Source organism: Alicyclobacillus contaminans DSM 17975 (assembly GCF_000429525.1).
GTDB classification, from domain to species: domain Bacteria; phylum Bacillota; class Bacilli; order Alicyclobacillales; family Alicyclobacillaceae; genus Alicyclobacillus_A; species Alicyclobacillus_A contaminans.
Map to the genome: position 1 here is coordinate 63,783 of NZ_AUCA01000012.1, position 15,678 is coordinate 79,460.

The 15,678-nt window shown below is 59.9% G+C and carries 18 protein-coding genes and 1 pseudogene; 6 read left to right on the forward strand and 13 right to left on the reverse strand.

Features of this window, described 5'->3' with window-relative positions:
* Positions 1–167: 167 nt before the first annotated feature.
* From cysK to G463_RS0106845, 7 genes are all read right to left on the reverse strand, one after another.
* Positions 168–1,121: a cysteine synthase A gene (gene cysK, locus G463_RS0106815; protein ID WP_051322045.1), complete on the reverse strand. Its 954-nt coding sequence runs from the start codon at positions 1,119–1,121 to the stop codon at positions 168–170.
* A gap of 121 nt (positions 1,122–1,242) precedes the next feature.
* The gene (gene tsaD / locus G463_RS0106820) at positions 1,243–2,265 is read right to left on the reverse strand and encodes a tRNA (adenosine(37)-N6)-threonylcarbamoyltransferase complex transferase subunit TsaD (RefSeq protein ID WP_026974560.1); all 1,023 of its coding nucleotides are present in this window, start codon (positions 2,263–2,265) and stop codon (positions 1,243–1,245) included.
* Entirely contained in the window at positions 2,262–2,744 is a 483-nt protein-coding gene (gene rimI / locus G463_RS0106825; RefSeq protein ID WP_026974561.1) for a ribosomal protein S18-alanine N-acetyltransferase, read from the reverse strand. Before rimI ends, tsaD begins: the two co-directional genes overlap by 4 nt.
* Positions 2,741–3,484: a tRNA (adenosine(37)-N6)-threonylcarbamoyltransferase complex dimerization subunit type 1 TsaB gene (tsaB, locus tag G463_RS21660; RefSeq protein WP_051322037.1), complete on the reverse strand. Its 744-nt coding sequence runs from the start codon at positions 3,482–3,484 to the stop codon at positions 2,741–2,743. Before tsaB ends, rimI begins: the two co-directional genes overlap by 4 nt.
* Positions 3,472–3,993 carry a tRNA (adenosine(37)-N6)-threonylcarbamoyltransferase complex ATPase subunit type 1 TsaE gene (gene tsaE / locus G463_RS0106835; protein ID WP_026974562.1) on the reverse strand — a complete coding sequence of 174 codons (522 nt, stop codon included), beginning with the start codon at positions 3,991–3,993 and terminating at the stop codon, positions 3,472–3,474. Before tsaE ends, tsaB begins: the two co-directional genes overlap by 13 nt.
* Before the next feature lie 84 nt (positions 3,994–4,077).
* A complete protein-coding gene (gene thiL / locus G463_RS0106840) occupies positions 4,078–5,067 on the reverse strand; it encodes a thiamine-phosphate kinase (RefSeq protein WP_026974563.1) in 990 nt (329 codons plus the stop codon).
* Positions 5,068–5,072: 5 nt separating this feature from the next.
* The gene (locus G463_RS0106845) at positions 5,073–6,689 is read right to left on the reverse strand and encodes an amidohydrolase (protein ID WP_035486137.1); all 1,617 of its coding nucleotides are present in this window, start codon (positions 6,687–6,689) and stop codon (positions 5,073–5,075) included.
* A gap of 234 nt (positions 6,690–6,923) precedes the next feature.
* Between G463_RS0106845 and G463_RS23140 the strand changes: the two genes are divergently transcribed.
* Positions 6,924–7,523, forward strand: a complete 600-nt coding sequence (locus G463_RS23140; protein ID WP_026974565.1) for a DedA family protein — start codon at positions 6,924–6,926, stop codon at positions 7,521–7,523.
* A 33-nt stretch (positions 7,524–7,556) separates the two neighbouring features.
* Positions 7,557–7,790: a DUF1450 domain-containing protein gene (locus G463_RS22230; RefSeq protein ID WP_169725439.1), complete on the forward strand. Its 234-nt coding sequence runs from the start codon at positions 7,557–7,559 to the stop codon at positions 7,788–7,790.
* Positions 7,791–7,834: 44 nt separating this feature from the next.
* Here G463_RS22230 and G463_RS0106860 read toward each other — a convergent pair whose 3' ends face one another.
* Positions 7,835–8,194 carry a DUF423 domain-containing protein gene (locus G463_RS0106860; protein WP_035486095.1) on the reverse strand — a complete coding sequence of 120 codons (360 nt, stop codon included), beginning with the start codon at positions 8,192–8,194 and terminating at the stop codon, positions 7,835–7,837.
* 370 nt (positions 8,195–8,564) lie between these two features.
* Here G463_RS0106860 and G463_RS0106865 point away from each other — a divergent pair, with 370 nt between their 5' ends.
* Positions 8,565–9,026, forward strand: coding sequence for a MarR family winged helix-turn-helix transcriptional regulator (locus G463_RS0106865; RefSeq protein ID WP_026974568.1), 462 nt, complete (start codon positions 8,565–8,567; stop codon positions 9,024–9,026).
* A gap of 35 nt (positions 9,027–9,061) precedes the next feature.
* On the opposite strand, the gene G463_RS19245 is transcribed toward G463_RS0106865, so the two are convergent.
* Entirely contained in the window at positions 9,062–9,361 is a 300-nt protein-coding gene (locus tag G463_RS19245; protein ID WP_051322038.1) for a ferritin-like domain-containing protein, read from the reverse strand.
* A gap of 188 nt (positions 9,362–9,549) precedes the next feature.
* Here G463_RS19245 and G463_RS0106875 point away from each other — a divergent pair, with 188 nt between their 5' ends.
* Positions 9,550–10,380, forward strand: coding sequence for an aldo/keto reductase (locus G463_RS0106875; RefSeq protein ID WP_035486099.1), 831 nt, complete (start codon positions 9,550–9,552; stop codon positions 10,378–10,380).
* Between the two features lie 79 nt (positions 10,381–10,459).
* Here G463_RS0106875 and gcvH read toward each other — a convergent pair whose 3' ends face one another.
* Together gcvH and G463_RS0106885 are read right to left on the reverse strand one after the other, a co-directional pair.
* On the reverse strand, positions 10,460–10,843 hold the full coding sequence (gene gcvH / locus G463_RS0106880) for a glycine cleavage system protein GcvH (RefSeq protein WP_026974570.1): 384 nt from the start codon (positions 10,841–10,843) through the stop codon (positions 10,460–10,462).
* A 46-nt stretch (positions 10,844–10,889) separates the two neighbouring features.
* Positions 10,890–11,354, reverse strand: coding sequence for a TlpA disulfide reductase family protein (locus G463_RS0106885; RefSeq protein WP_051322039.1), 465 nt, complete (start codon positions 11,352–11,354; stop codon positions 10,890–10,892).
* 300 nt (positions 11,355–11,654) lie between these two features.
* On the opposite strand from G463_RS0106885, the gene G463_RS0106890 reads away from it, so the two are divergent.
* Positions 11,655–13,316 (forward strand): S53 family peptidase, encoded by a 1,662-nt coding sequence (locus tag G463_RS0106890; protein ID WP_051322040.1) that lies wholly within the window; start codon positions 11,655–11,657, stop codon positions 13,314–13,316.
* Between the two features lie 42 nt (positions 13,317–13,358).
* Here the strand turns inward: G463_RS0106890 and G463_RS0106895 are convergent, their stop codons facing one another.
* Positions 13,359–14,000 (reverse strand): TVP38/TMEM64 family protein, encoded by a 642-nt coding sequence (locus tag G463_RS0106895; RefSeq protein WP_051322041.1) that lies wholly within the window; start codon positions 13,998–14,000, stop codon positions 13,359–13,361.
* Between the two features lie 15 nt (positions 14,001–14,015).
* On the reverse strand, positions 14,016–15,170 hold the full coding sequence (locus G463_RS19250; RefSeq protein ID WP_051322042.1) for an MGDG synthase family glycosyltransferase: 1,155 nt from the start codon (positions 15,168–15,170) through the stop codon (positions 14,016–14,018).
* Positions 15,171–15,486: 316 nt separating this feature from the next.
* Here G463_RS19250 and G463_RS23315 point away from each other — a divergent pair.
* A pseudogene (locus tag G463_RS23315) lies at positions 15,487–15,678 on the forward strand (hypothetical protein); the annotation flags it as partial.

Below are 15,678 nucleotides of genomic sequence, written 5' to 3' on the forward strand. Positions count from 1 at the left end.
CTGAGTTATCTCTTTTGAATAGAGTCTGCCCGGAAGCATGAATACAGAGAAGGGGCTGTTCCTGTGCAGTTTTCACTGCAGTAGGAACAGCCCCTTTTTCAAGAGAAAGCCGCCCCTGCGGGCGGCCTTCTCACAGCATCACAACGAAGCACACGTCACATGTCGTCCTATTCCGCCTGGAACAGCGGTGTGGACAGGTAGCGTTCGCCGTTGGACGGAGATACGGTCAACACCTTGTGGCCAGCTCCCAACTCCTTGGCCACCTGCAGCGCCACGTGGACGTTGGCGCCGGACGAAATCCCCACCAACAGTCCTTCTTCACGGGCCAACCGACGAGCCACCTCGAACGCGACTTCATTTTCCACCGTGCGTACCTCGTCGTAGATCTTGGTATCAAGCACGGATGGGACGAAGTTGGCTCCAATACCTTGAATCTTGTGGGGGCCGGGCTTCCCGCCGGAAAGAATCGGAGACGCCGCCGGTTCCACGGCAATCAATTTACACTGCGGAATCTCCCGCCGCAGCACGCGGCCCACGCCGGTCAGCGTACCACCGGTGCCAACGCCGGCGATGAACGCGTCCAGCTTGCCTTCCATCTGTTCCACCACTTCGCGCCCGGTGGTCAACTCGTGGATTTCCGGGTTAGCCGGGTTGTCGAACTGCTGCGGCATGAAGTACCCGTGTTCCGCTGCCAGCTGTTTCGCCTTCTCCACAGCACCGCGCATCCCGTCGGGGCCCGGTGTCAACACGAGCTCTGCGCCATACGCCTTGAGCAGGTTGCGGCGCTCTTGGCTCATGGTCTCCGGCATCGTCAACACGACGCGGTATCCCTTCGCCGCCGCCACCAGAGCCAGGCCGATGCCCGTATTGCCACTGGTGGGCTCCACCAACGTGTCGCCCGGTTTCAACTTGCCCTCGCGTTCCGCGGCTTCTATCATCGCTTTCGCAATTCTATCTTTGACGCTCCCCCCGGGATTGAACCATTCCAATTTCACGTAGACTTCCGCCGAGTCGGCATCCGGAAGGTTGCGCAACCGTACCACAGGGGTATTTCCAATCAGGTCTAGCACGGAATTCACAGTTTTCACAGCGTTCTCCTCCTGTGCGAAAAGTCGAACTATCCACAGTATCCACAAGCTTATCCACAGCGGATTTTGTCGATAGATCAGGTATTTTAGCGACTATCCACAATATCCACACGGCGCTTTTCCCCACACTGTGAACAAGTCCCGTTTGTTGCCATTATACACGTCCAGCCTGCCAATCTCCTAACGATAGGGTCGCGTGCGCGTTGAGTGAGAGATTGTGCCGAACCCCCGCCCGCAACAGGAACGTGCCTGCGGCGGCAATCATTGCCGCGTTGTCGGTGCACAACGTGAGCGGTGGTACGTGCAGGATAAAGCCATCCACCGCCGCTCTTGCGGCCAGCGCGGTGCGCAGACCATGATTGGCCGCCACGCCACCGGCGAGCACCACCACGCGGCGTCCGGTGGTGTGGACTGCCCGTGCGATTTTCTCCACCAAAACGTCAATCACCGCCTGTTGGAAACTCGCGCACACGTCGGCGATGCGGATGGTCTCCCCCCGTTGACGGCGCTTGGCCACTTCGTTCGCGACGGCGGATTTCAATCCGCTGAACGAAAAATCAAAGTTATCCTCTTCCAGGAACGCCCGCGGAAACGCGTACGCTTCCGGATTTCCCGTCTGAGCCAGCTTGTCCACCTTCGGCCCCCCCGGATACGTCAACCCGACCAGACGAGCCACCTTGTCGTACGCTTCCCCGGCCGCGTCGTCTTTGGTTCCTCCGAGTTTGGTGAAACGAAATAACGCATCCACCTCAAGGATTTCCGTATGCCCCCCGGATACCACCAGTGCCAGCGCGGGGAACGACACATCGTTGGCCAAACACGCAGCCGCCACGTGGCCCGCGATGTGGTGCACGCCCACCAGCGGCAGCCCCGTGGCGAGCGCGTATCCTTTGGCCGCAGATACGCCCACCAACAGTGCGCCGAGCAGGCCGGGGCCACAGGTGACGGCAATCCCGTCCAAATCCCCCCAATTCATGCCCGCTTCGCGCAGCGCCTGCTCAACCACCCGGGTGACTGTCTCGATATGCTGACGTGATGCCACTTCCGGCACCACGCCCCCAAATCGCTCATGGGTCGCAATCTGCGACGCAATCACCTGCGATATGACCGTCCGTCCGTCGGCCACCACAGCCGCCGCCGTTTCATCGCAGCTTGTTTCAATCCCCAATACCTTCACACACTAGCCCCCAGATCCGCCCACATAATGAGCGCGTCTTCATTGTTGTCTGTATAGTAGCCCTTGCGTTCGCCCACGCCAACAAAGCCGAGTTTGCGGTACAGGTTCTGTGCCACGGTGTTGGAAACGCGAACTTCCAACGTCATGCGGCGAATCCCCCGCTGCATGCATTCGGCCATCAGTGCCCGGAGCAGCATCTCCCCCAGGCGCCGGCCGCGGAAGTCCGGATGGACGGCGATATTGGTGACATGGCCCTCGTCCACAATCAGCCAAATGCCCGCGTAACCAATCACGCGGTCATCCTTGGTCGCCACAATGTAACGCGCCAACTGGTTGTCCGCCAGTTCAGCAAGAAAGGCCTGCCGCGACCACGGCGCGGTGAACGATTTGCGTTCCACCTCCATCACCTGGTCTACGTCGGCCAGCAACATACGGCGAATGGTGATTTGATCATTGGACGATGGTTCTCGAACACTCATGGTTGATTCCCCTCCCGCTCCGTCAGGCGAACCTCCGCCTCCACCGGCAGGGCGTAGTCCGGCACCAGTTCGTGCACTGCGTCGCCGGTCAGAAGCGGGAGCGTCTGGGTGTAACTCAGTCGAAACAGCGCCGGCGCGAGTTCGCTCGCCACCTGCTGCAGCAATCTCAAATCACGGGCCGAGGGCAAGAGCTCCAGCACCTGATGCTTCGGTTCAAAATCGTGGACAATCGTCAATCCACCGGTGTCAATCCGCCCCTCGTCGGACAGTCCTTGACAGAGCGCCGCCCACGCACTGACGGAACGCACCTCCGGGGGTTGCAGCGCCTGCCAAGTCCCATCGTCGGCGCGCAGGTACAACGCGCCAAATGCCCGCTTGCGCCGCGCGTACAATAGCGGCAGCACCGCCTGTCCGGCGCCCGCATCCGGCACGACGGCCTCGGCCATCGCCATCAGGGTGGAGACCGGCGTCAGCGGCACCGCCAACGCGCTGGCGAGCGCCTTTGCGGTGGCCACCGCCAATCGGACACCGGTGTAGCTGCCCGGACCAATGCCGACGACAATTCGCGTCAACTCCGTCGGCTGCAGGCCCGCCGCGTTCAGCACCGCCGCGACGGCCGGCTGCAGCACGCGGGAATGGCCGCGCGGGACGAGGGAGGTCATCGTCGCCAACAGAGACGTCCCCTGTCCCACTGCCACGGAAGCGACTTGGGTTGCAGTATCCAGCGTCAAAACAGCCATCGCTTCACCCACTCATCCAGTAAGTTCAAACTCCGCCATCCAGTGGTGGTGCAGTGCAGCACCCGTTCGTCGACGCGCGGCAGCGGCTGGGCGACCATCTCGATGCTAAGCGCGTCCGCCACCAAATCGCGCACTGCCTCCGGCCATTCAATCAGGAGCGCCGCGTCGCCCTCCAAGTAATCCGCAAACCCGATGGCCTGCAGCGCGTGCTCCACCGCCGATGTAAGCGCGGTGCCGTCCGCTTCCCCCTGCGCCTCGTACAGGCGATAGAGGTCCATGTGCACCAACGGAATTCTTCCTTCATATTCCGCAACCAGCGTGAAGGTGGGGCTGGTGACTTCCTCTCGGATCTGCAGACCAGCCGCAACCCCCTTGGTAAACGTGGTTTTTCCTACGCCGAGACCGCCGGACAGCAGAATCACATCTCCCGGCTGCAGCAACGCGCCGAGCCTTTCTCCCATGGTTCGCGTCTGTTGTGCCGACCGAGTGGTCAACGCCATCTCCCGCATCCCACACGCCTCCTTTCGCCACCGGCAGCCATTCTCCAGCGAACTCGCGCCGGAGGATCACCGTGGCCAACGCGCTGTCCCGCGTTACTCTGCTCGAAAATGATTGTACCCTTTCGCCTCCAACACCGTCAGCCCGGCGGCGGATTCCACCACCACTCCGTCTCCTTCTTCCACACGGCCAATCTGTGTCAGGGAGATCCCCACGCTTTGGCAACGCGCCAACGCTCGGGCAAAAGCGAAGGGGGGCGCTGTTCCCACCAACTGAAAGTCCTCTCCGCCATACCAGGCGTATTCCAGCGGCGATTCCCCGCGCGCCCGCGCGAAGTTGCGCACGGCGGGATGCACCGGCACTCTGTTCTGGTCAATCCGCAAGCGTACCCGACTCGCCTCAGCCAACTCGTTCAATTCGCTGGCCAACCCGTCGCTGATATCGTCACAACTGCTCGCGCCCGCCTCCCGCAAAATCGCGCCCGCTTCCACCTGCGGCACGGGACGCCGATGAAACTGGCGCAGTTGCATCGCTTCGTCCGGCGGGAGTGAAGCTGCACCTTCCAGCAACAGACGCAGCCCCGCGCCACTGCCGCCCACCGTTCCGGTGACAAACACCACATCCCCCGGACGCGCTCCGCTGCGCAGCAACGCCTGCCCATGCGGCACCGCGCCGAGCACGGTACTCGTGACCACCAGCGGCCCGCTCGTGCGCACCACATCGCCGCCTATCACCGCACAACCGTACCGGTTGCACGCTTCCGCCATCCCGTCGTAAAACGCCTCCAAATCTGCAGGTTTCCGTTCCCTCGGGATGGCCACCGTCAGCAGCACCTGCCGCGGCTGTCCGCCCATCGCCGCTACATCACTGATGGACACCGCCGCCGCCTTATAGCCGACGTCGGTCCACGTCATCGTCCGCTCGATGAAGTGGACGCCTTCCACCATGGCGTCGGTCGTGACCACGGCCTCCTCCCCTGTCGGTACGTTAAACACCGCCGCGTCGTCCCCAATGCTCACCCGCACCGTCGGGTGATCCGTGGGTACCCGAGCGGCCAGATGTCGAATCAGCGCAAATTCATCCATACCGTTCACGCCGACCACTCCGTCCTCGTTCCATCTGCCGCATACGCCACCTCGCCGCCAACCACGGTGTACAACACGTTCGCCGCGCACAAATCGTCCACATCCTGCGGCTGGACGATATCGCGGTCAAGAATCGTCAGGTCCGCCAGGAATCCCGGCGCAATCTGCCCCTTTCGCTGTTCCGTGCCGTTCGCGTAACAGGCATTCCGGGTGAACAGCTGCACCGCTTCGTACGGCGTCAGGGCCTCCGCAGGCAGGTATCCCTGTCCGCCCATCCCGGGCCGTTTGCGTGCCACCGCCGCGTGTATCCCGAGCAGCGGTGCCACAGGTTCAATCGGCGCGTCCGATCCGCCCGCCAACCGCAACCCAGCCGCCCACAGCGTCCGCCACGCGCAGGCGCGCTCCGCCCGCGTGGGCCCAAGCCGCTCCACCAACCACGGAAAATCGCTGACGGTGAACCGCGGCTGAATGTCCAATACCACCCGTTCTCCCAGCGCTCGCATGCGCTCCATCAGACTGGGATGGACCAGTTCCGCATGAATGATCCGATCCCGCATGGCCACCGGTGGCGCCTCCGCCAACGCCCCAATTACCATCTCCAGCGCCGCGTCGCCGATGGCATGCACAGCTGCGCCGAACCCTTTCTCATGCGCCATCCGCACGCGCTCCGCGAGCGCTTCAGGGGTGTACATGGGCGTGCCGCGCCACCCCGGTTGGTCGCTGTAATCCTCCAACAACCACGCCGTTCGCCCGCCAAACGAGCCGTCGCTGAACAGCTTTGCCGCCCCCACCTCCAGCCAGTCGTCCGGGGCGGGGAGCTCCGTCAACGCGGCCCGGCATTCGTCTAAATAGTTCCAGTCCACCAATTCGTGAACCCGAATCCGCACGCGCGCCTCGTGAATCAGACGATGGTACAGCGACCATGTGGTGGCAAAACTCCGGGGACCGCGAACATCATCGGTATGGACCGCCGTGATGCCCGCCGCCAAACAGTCCTCCATCCCCGCCCGGAAAACCTGTTCCCACTGAGTGACGGTCAAGTCCGGCACCGCCCGCTGCAGCGGCGTCACCGCATTGTCGTACACCAGGCCGTTCAGTCGTCCCTTCGCATCGCGTCCGTAGGCGCCATCCGCTGGATTGGGCGTATCGTGATGAATGCCGGCCAACCGGAGCGCTGGCTCATTCACCAGGTACACATGGTGGCAGATCCGCGTCAGCAACAGCGGACGTCCGCCCGCCGCCTGGGTCAACTCCTCCATGGTGGGCAGCGTTTGATCCAACCAGTGGTTCTCGTTCCACCCTCCGCCGAGCACCCACGCGTCCGCGGGCAGCGAGGCCGCGTGGTCGGCGATGGCCGCCAGCAGGTCCCCCCGATGGCGCACCGCTTCCAAATTCAGTTGGATCCTGTGAATGCCGAGCGCGTGGACGTGCAGATGGCTGTCCACAAAACCGGGAACCACCGTGGCTCCCTCCACATCCAACACATGCGCGATGCGCCCCGCGTATTCCGTGGCCAATTCCTCACCATCGCCCACCGCCACAATCCGGTCTCCGTCCACCACCAACGCGTTGAAGCGCCCTGCTGGTTGAGTCAGGGTATAGCCGTTTGCATGTTTCAACATCCACACCTGAACCTGCCCCCATTCGGACGCAACGCTTTACGCCCAACGTCCACACAGACTTTCCCTCATCATATCAGGATTGCCGCAAATCCCGAAAGCTCGACCCAGCCTGGTGATTGCGTCAACGCCATGGCAAGTGACTTCCTCCACATGGCATCGGCATCACACCAGCCACCGGTTCATATGCTGTACAGACAAGCCGTGCCCCCTCACCACGGCGAAGGAGGTGCTCGCGTGCTCGATTGGTTCGGCTGGGCCGCCGACGGTGTGCTCGACTTTGGATATGTCGGTGTGTTTATCACACTCGTGCTGGAAGGGCTCGGATTTCCGTTTCCCGGCGACGGCCTCCTGACCTTCTACGGTTTTGCCAGTGCACGCGGCCAGTTGCAACTGCCCGGTGTGGCCCTGTGCAGCATCGCCGGTTACCTGTGTGGCAGCACCCTCGCCTATCTCATCAGCCGGCATTACGGCGTCCGGTTGCTCAACGCCGCCGCCAGCCGTTGGTTGTTCAACGCGCGCCAGATGAGCCGCACCACGAGCCTGATTGACCGATATGGTCCCTGGCTGCTCATCCCAGGCCGCTTCCTACCGGGTGTCCGATCCGCCAGCCCCTACGTCGCGGGGTTCGCCCGCATGGCGCTTCGTCCATTCCTGCTGTACACTGGCATTGGCGCCGCACTGTGGTGCATCGCTTGGATAGGACTCGGCTATTGGGCGGGAGATCATATGGAAGCCGTGCTGCGAGTGGTCCAGTCGAGCCTTGCGTATGTGACCGGCGGTTTGCTTGTCACCGTACTGCTCATCGTCCTCTATCGCACGCGCAGAGCACGATAGGAGCCACAACCGCGCCAGCAAGGGGGAAAGATAGTGGAGCAACATCTGGTGGAATATTGCAAAGCGAACGCGCCGTTGGGGTCAGGGGAGGTTGTCACGCGGATTACCCAGCAATTTCCGGACGTTCGGATTGAAGCCTGGGACTGCCTGGACTATTGCGATATCTGCTGTCGCCGTCCCTGCGTCCTGGTGGACGAGCGGAATTGTGTCTCCGCCGACACCCCTGACGCCCTGTGGACACTGGTAGAGTCCCATCTCCTTGGATGAGATGGGCATCAGCGCGCGTGGCTCAACGGGCTTTGCGCCGCCCATCAGACTGCACCAGCCAAGAGCAGCGCCCACCCCGCCAGGAAGCACAGCCCACCGAGCGGCGTGATGGCGCCAAAGGCGCGCTTCCCCGACAGGCACAGGACGTACAGACTGCCGGAAAACAGGATGATGCCCGCAAGAAAAAGCCACGCCGCGACCGAGATGAGCGTGCCACCCACGCCGAGATGCGCGAGGATGCCCGTTCCCACCAGTGCCAGTGCGTGGTACATCTGATAGGTGACCCCGGTCTCGTATACTTCCAACCTGTCCGAAGATAGGCGTGATTTCAATGCGTGTGCCCCGAACGCCCCCAAGGCGACAGCCAGAAAGCCACATACTGCACCAACCGCCAATGCATTCAAATGTTCTCCCTCCTCGCCAATCAGCCCGTGAATGGTGTGATTTCCTCCGCGTCATCGTACTGCCGCGTGCATTCTCCACATTCCGGGCCGCGCGGAACTCTCGTGATTCTACCGTTATTCTATAGGAGTTGAACACTCACAGCTACCGCTTGACAGCGACGGAGGGGCTGAACGGCACGGACTACATGCGCGTGTTCGCGTGGTGTCCTCGCCTTCCCAAAGGTCCAGTGACGTCAGATGATCAAACGATTCCGGGACGCCGTCGGTGTCGCAGTGCTATGATAAATGGAGAACATCCGGCGGTCGGAACGAGGACCTGACTGTGCATGGCCCCGTTGCGACAGTCCACAGGGAGTCAGGTGAACGTCACATGGATGCAGATAACAACATATATACCGACCTCGCCTACCAAATGTTGATTCTGCACAGAAACATGAACATCAGCCTAACGAAACTGGGCCTCACGCGAACCCAGATGCATATCCTCAGCTACCTGAGCCGTCACGACGTGGTAAAAGCATCCGAATTGGCCGATGCCGTCGGCATCAGCTACAGTTCGGTGACGTGGCACTGCAACGAGTTGGAGAAACAAGCGCTGCTCACGCGCAGTCAATCGGCCACGGATCGGCGAAATGTTCACATCCGTCTGACCGATACCGGAAAGGCGAAATTGAGAGACATTCGAGAACACCGGAAGCAGCAACTGCTCAAGCTGTTCGCCAATTTTGACGAAGCAGAAGTCCATACGTTCATGACACTGATATCGAAGGTGAACCGGTTTGCCCATGAAATGTGGGATGAAGAAGCGCGCACCGGGCTTCCCCCCAGGTGATGCGCCACGAACGTTGGGGAACGCCCCACTCCTCTTCACGCCATGTTTGACGTATCCGCACAATACATGAATGTGAAGCGCTGGGCGTGCTCCATTTCATCCGTCATAATTCTGAACAGCACATCCCGAATGTTGGGTACCCGGGTTTGCAGATACATATCTCGGTACAGCTCGGCTGCCTCCAACTCTTGACGGAACGCCAACGCCACGCCTTCCCGGTAGGAAGAAAACGTGGTGGTTGGCGTTTGTATGGCTGGCTCTCTTCCCGTCAACCGCACGTACAGGCGAGAAAGCAGGCGGAAATGTTGCACCTCGTCGTCCTTGGCATGCGTCACGAAATTGCTGCACCCTATGCGTCCGCCCACCGAATGGTTCAGCCCCAACGCGTGGAAGCCGCAGTAGAAGTTTGGTAATCTATAGGCGGCGATGTCAGCGAGAAAAGAGTCTGAGGTTGTCTTCCAAACCTCATTCACCACTCCCGCTGATTGTCGATTCGCATCCCAGGTCTGAGGGGGTACGGCAAATGATCACCAGCATCAACGACTGCACCACTTTGAACAACGGCGTGAAAATGCCGTGGTTCGGGCTCGGCGTGTACAAATCACAGCCCGGCGAAGAAGTGGAGACCGCTGTCCGCTTGGCCATTGAACACGGTTACCGGAGCGTGGACACCGCAAAGTTGTACAACAACGAAGAAGGTGTCGGAAAGGCCATCCGGGATTCCGGGATTCGACGTGAGGACATTTTTGTCACCACGAAAGTGTGGAACACGGATCAAGGATTCGACAACACCCTCAAGGCCTTTGAAGCCAGTCGAAAGCGCTTGGGCATGGATTACGTGGACCTATACCTGATTCACTGGCCCGGAACCCGGCTCTACAAGGAGACATGGAAAGCGCTCGAGAAGCTGTACAAAGATGGTTACGTGCGCGCCATTGGCGTCAGCAACTTCAACATCCACCACATCGAAACCCTGTTGGCTGACTGCGAATTTGTTCCGATGGTGAATCAGGTGGAATACCATCCGCGCCTGACCCAGACGGAACTCCTCGCCTATTGCAAATCGCACAACATTCAGTTCGAAGCATGGAGCCCATTGATGCGCGGTCAACTGCTGCAGGACGAAACCATTCGACGCATCGCGGATGCGCACGGAAAGACGCCGGCTCAGGTCATTCTTCGCTGGGACTTGGAACACGGTGTCGTCACCATCCCCAAATCCGTTCGCAAAGAGCGAATCCAGGAAAATGCCGACATCTTCGATTTCACGCTCAGCTCCGAAGAGGTTGCGGCAATTGACGCGTTGAATCGAAATGAACGGGTCGGCCCAGATCCGGACACGTTCGACTTCTGATCCGAAAATGCGAAGGGACTGCCGAGTCGGTGCATCCATGCGCCGCTCCGGCAGTCCCTGTCACGTGATCCAACCATGCTCACGCGTCCGCAATCTCTTGTTCGTACTCGTCCGCAGAGAGCAACGAAGCCGCTTCATTTGGATCATCCAGGGTGACCACTATCATCCAGCCATCCTCGTACGGAGATTCGTTGATGGCCTCCAGTTCATCATTCAACCGTTCGTTGACCAATGACACCGTGCCGCTCAACGGAGCATACAGGTCCGACACGGTCTTCGCCGATTCCACCGTGCCAAAGGGCGTGTCCTTGGTAATCCGCTCCCCCGCCTTCGGCAGGTCGACAAAGATGATTTCCCCCAACTGCTCCTGCGCAAACGCGGTGATGCCGATGCGAGCCGTATCTCCGTCCACCTTTGCCCAGGTGTGCTCCCGATGGTAGCGCCTATCGTCCGGGATCGCCACTGGTCATCCCACCTTTCTCTGAGTTGTTGCTTCTCGCAAAAGAGGATTACGCCGGATTGTCCGCGGGCAGCCCGAGCGCCTCGCGAATCTTGGGTTCAACTTTTTGAAACCCTTTGTCTCCTGCGGCACGGAACTTCAACGTCCCGTCCTCTCCAAAAATGAAAAACGCAGGCACGTACTCGTTTTCAAACCGTTGCGAGATCTCCATGCGGTGATCCAGACCGATGGGCTGGTTCATGCCGTACGTTGCAATATCCTCGAGTACGCGCGCCTTGTTCGCATCCTCTTCGTAGCGCGGCATGTGGATGGCCACCGTCTGCAGACCGTCTTTCGCGTATCGATCTTTGATTTTCAAAACTTCTTCCATCGTTTCGTGGCAAATGTGGCAGGAAACCGCCCAAAAGTGGATGAGCGTGACCTTTCCCTTCTCCAGGGTCGGGACACCTGTTGAATGAATCCACTCGGTCGCTCCGTCCAACGATGGCATGGGTGTTCCCAATCTCATTGGCATTGGCTTCAGTTCCTTTCTCTGAAGAGTGGAGGATAAGACCATTCTCACGCGCTGCCATCCCCCAGGCAGCGCGCTGGCCGTCGTTCTTCGCACCTTCCACGTTAGCACATTTCTATATTTATATCAAGACTTAGACTCAGTTTAATAAAATCGCCAAGTTCACTCTCCAAGCGGCACCCGAACCAATGCCTCAAGACAACCATCCGACTGCATTCGACACCTTCCGCCGCATATCCATGGTACAATGGGCCTCCACAGGCCGACGTATTTCCCGACTCACCGGAAAGGGGACTGAGCCTCATGGAAAACGTGACAGTGCCACACACCACATCCTCGCCGAATCGAGTGCCTTTGGTCGGCAGCGCGCGCACCCCCGTTCCAGGCGCGACGCGCAAGGTCGCCGCTCCGCCTGACGAGCGCATCTCGGTCACCGTCGTTCTGCGGCGTCGAGATACCTCTGACCTGGCGCATCAACTGGAGTTATTGGCCAAGACCCCGCCCGCCCAACGCCAGCACTTGAGCCACTCGGAGCTGGAAGCCGCCCATGGCGCGCATCCCGACGACATCCAGCGCGTGACATCGTTTGCACAAGCACACGGTCTGACCGTCGAGCGCATCCACGCCGGCGCACGCACCGTCGTCCTTTCCGGCAGTGTGGCCTCGTTCAACGCGGCGTTCCAGGTGGATCTCGCGCATTACGAGCATCCGGACTTCACTTACCGCGGGCGCACCGGCCCCCTTCATATTCCCGTTGCCTTGCAGGATGTCGTCGTTGCAGTGCTCGGCCTGGACAACCGGCCACAGGCGCGGACACACTTTCGGATCCATACCGACCACAGAGCCCTTGCCGCAGCCCAAACATCCTACACACCACCCGAAATCGCCCGTCTGTACAACTTTCCGTCCGGTGTCGACTGCAGCGATCAGTGCATCGCTATCATTGAACTGGGTGGGGGGTATCAACCGGAGACCCTGCAATCGTACTTCTCGCAGTTGGGGTTGCCCGCCCCGAACGTCACAGCCGTCTGCGTCGATGGCGGCGCCAATCAACCGACGGGCGACGCGAGTGGTCCCGACGGTGAAGTCTGCTTGGATATTGAGGTGGCTGCGGCAGTTGCTCCAGGGGTGCGGACGGTGGTCTACTTTGCCCCCAACACGGATGCGGGCTTCCTCAACGCCATCTCGTCCGCCATCCATGACACCACGCACAAACCTTCGGTGATCTCCATCAGTTGGGGTGGTCCCGAGAGCGATTGGACCGAACAGGCAATGAACGCAATGAACGCAGCGTTCCAGGATGCGGCCGCCCTCGGCATCACCGTTTGCTGTGCGTCCGGTGACAACGGATCCACCGACAACGTGGAAGATGGAAAACTCCATGTGGATTTTCCCGCGTCTTCTCCATACGCCCTCGCCTGCGGCGGAACGCGGCTGACGACAACGGCCGATGGTCAAATTGCGGCGGAAGTTGTGTGGAACGACGGCGCCCGGGGAGGGGCTTCGGGCGGTGGGGTGAGCGACGTCTTCGCATTGCCCGCATGGCAGCAGAACGCAGGTGTCCCCCCTTCGGCGAATCCCGGCGGCCATGTCGGGAGAGGAGTTCCGGACGTAGCGGGTGATGCCGATCCCGCCACCGGCTACCAGGTGCTTGTGGACGGTCAATCGCTGGTGATTGGTGGCACGAGCGCCGTGGCACCGTTGTGGGCGGGGTTGATTGCCATCGCCAACCACCAACTGGGCAGGTCGGTCGGGTACCTGAATCCTGTGTTGTACGGGCTGCCGTCCAACGTCGGCGCATTCCGCGACATCACCACCGGAGACAACGACGTCGACGCGCCCAACGGCCCCTATCGGGCACAGTCTGGGTGGGATGCTTGTACTGGACTCGGCAGCCCAAACGGACAGGCGCTGATTGACGCATTGGCGCAGAACGCACAGCATCCGGTCCAGCCCAACCACTGATCCGCTTCAGATGTGCGCCGTCCGCTATCCGGACGGCGCACATCACCATACCCATCGTTTTTTGACCCAATAGCCGCACAGCCAGAATACGGCCAATGCGGCCATCCCAAGGCTGATGTACGAGACAAACCGATGGGCAATACCGTGATACAACAGGGAGGCCCCAATGTAGTAGGGGATGACGGACACCGCCCCGGTCCACACGAAACTCCAGAGTCGGACCGAAGGGATGGTTCCCACGATATAACTCACGAGAAATCCAGGCAATGGCATCAGACGCATGAACAACAGACCGCCAATCCCCCGCTGCTGAATCCACAGGTTCACCTGCTCAAATCGCCTGCGGGTGATGAGGGATTGAACGAACGCTGTCCCGAAGTGTCGAGCGAATGCGAACACGATGAGGGAACTCAGGACCGCGCTCAGCCAAGCGTACAGGCTCCCCCACCATGCCCCGTAAACTTTGAGATAGACAATCAATGCCCCTTCCGCCGGCACCGGCGTGGCGCAGATGAGGGCCATGAACAGGATGGCAACCGCAATGCCTGGCGCGCCGAGCGAGCGAAGGAATGACGATAACGTGCTGTAGCGGTCAAAATACAAGTAGAGGGCCACTGCCAATACAACCGCCGCCGACAGGACCAACGTCCAAGTCCTGCGATTCTTCACAACCCATTTCAACAATGCCACAACCCCATGTCACAAAGCTGGTTTTGAGAATACCGCTCTTCCTCCACACTCCATCGACTCCGCACGCCACTCCGCCTCTCGACGCCGGAGTTCCTCCACCTTCTGGACGACATGATTCACCACAGCCGTTGCGGCGTCCGGTCTCGCCAGGTCGGCACAGCGCAGTTTCATCTGCGCAATCCGCCCCGCGAATGCCGGACTGGCGACCACCTGGAAGACGTCGGCCGGCCTCATGGCCACCACCCCCGCCCCCATGCGCGCCAAAAATTCTGCATTGTCGGCTTCCTGTCCTGGTTGAGGGCGGTAGAAGATCATCGGACACCCACACGCCAGCAATTCGCTCACCGTGACACCGCCTGCCTTCACAATCGCAAACGATGCGTTCTGAAACAGCGGCGCCACGTGGTTCACGAAGGGAATCGGGCGGATTCGCGGATTTCGTTCCGCTGCCTCTTTCATCTGCTGCAACAGATCCGCGTTGCGCCCGCACAATACGTATATATCTTGATTCGGAAGGCCACGCAGCAGCGCATCCACCACAGGCTTCAGATCCGGAAACACACCGCGGCCGCCGGTGCAGATGATGGCATAGGGCCTTCCCTCCACGAAGGAGTCACCGGTCTTGGCAAACTGCCCCCGTATTGGAATTCCGGTCTCGACAACGTCTGCACGGGGCGAGAGAAAAGGTGCCATGCGATTGCGCAGTCCATCGTGCGCGATGAAATACGTGTCCACGTTGTTGTGGAACCAATGGCTGTGAACACTGTAATCTGTGATCACAACCCCGAGATAGGGGTGACCGTGCGGTCGCTTCAGCGATGCCGCAGCGTGGTCGGGAAACAACTGTAGAATCGCGTTCGGCTGATACCGACGAACGGCGTCCAGGAGCGCTCTCCGAGAGGACCAGGCGAGGACCTTCCACAGCCAGGCGTCGGTATCCAGATTGGCCGTCCAGCGATAGCTGGCCCCGTACAGAGCCGGGAGGTATCGAGTAATGTGTTGATACGACCACTCGTTGAATTTGGCAAGATGGGGGCTTGTCTCTTGAAAACAGTTGATGGTGTGCACGCGTGCACCGCAATTTCGAAACGCCTCGCAGAGGGCGTTCGCCACCTGATTGTGTCCATCGCCAAAATACGCGGACATCAGCAGCACCTTCAGCATGGATACCCCTTCACATCATCATCGTATTTTTCCGCCACTTTATTCGTCCGTACCCATCTCGACAAATCCAGCAAGTTCAAAAGACCTCCCGTTGCCGATACATGGTATGCGCGTTCAATTCGTGACCAAGTATATCGGTAATGTGCTCAACCGTTGTGTGGATAATGTTAAAATCTCAAGTTTCGCACCCGGTCTGAGTCAATAAATCCTTGGTGCGACTGGGATTTCAGGCGCTGAAAAGGCAAAAACACCCTCATTTTCTGGTAGACTGAAGTTGACGAGACAACAATCTACAGAGAAGAGGATGTTTTCCCTTATGGTACGTGAACCTCAACACCAAGATCAACTCCAATCCATGGTTTTTGCCTTTTTCAAGGAGTACAGGATAGCAAGACTCCTGAAGCAGTCGAATGTCACCAAGCAAGCTGGTATTGCTGTTCTGGATGTGTTCCGAGCTATATTCAGTCTCGTATTCACTCAGCGAAGCCTGAACCGTTGGCTAAAGCAG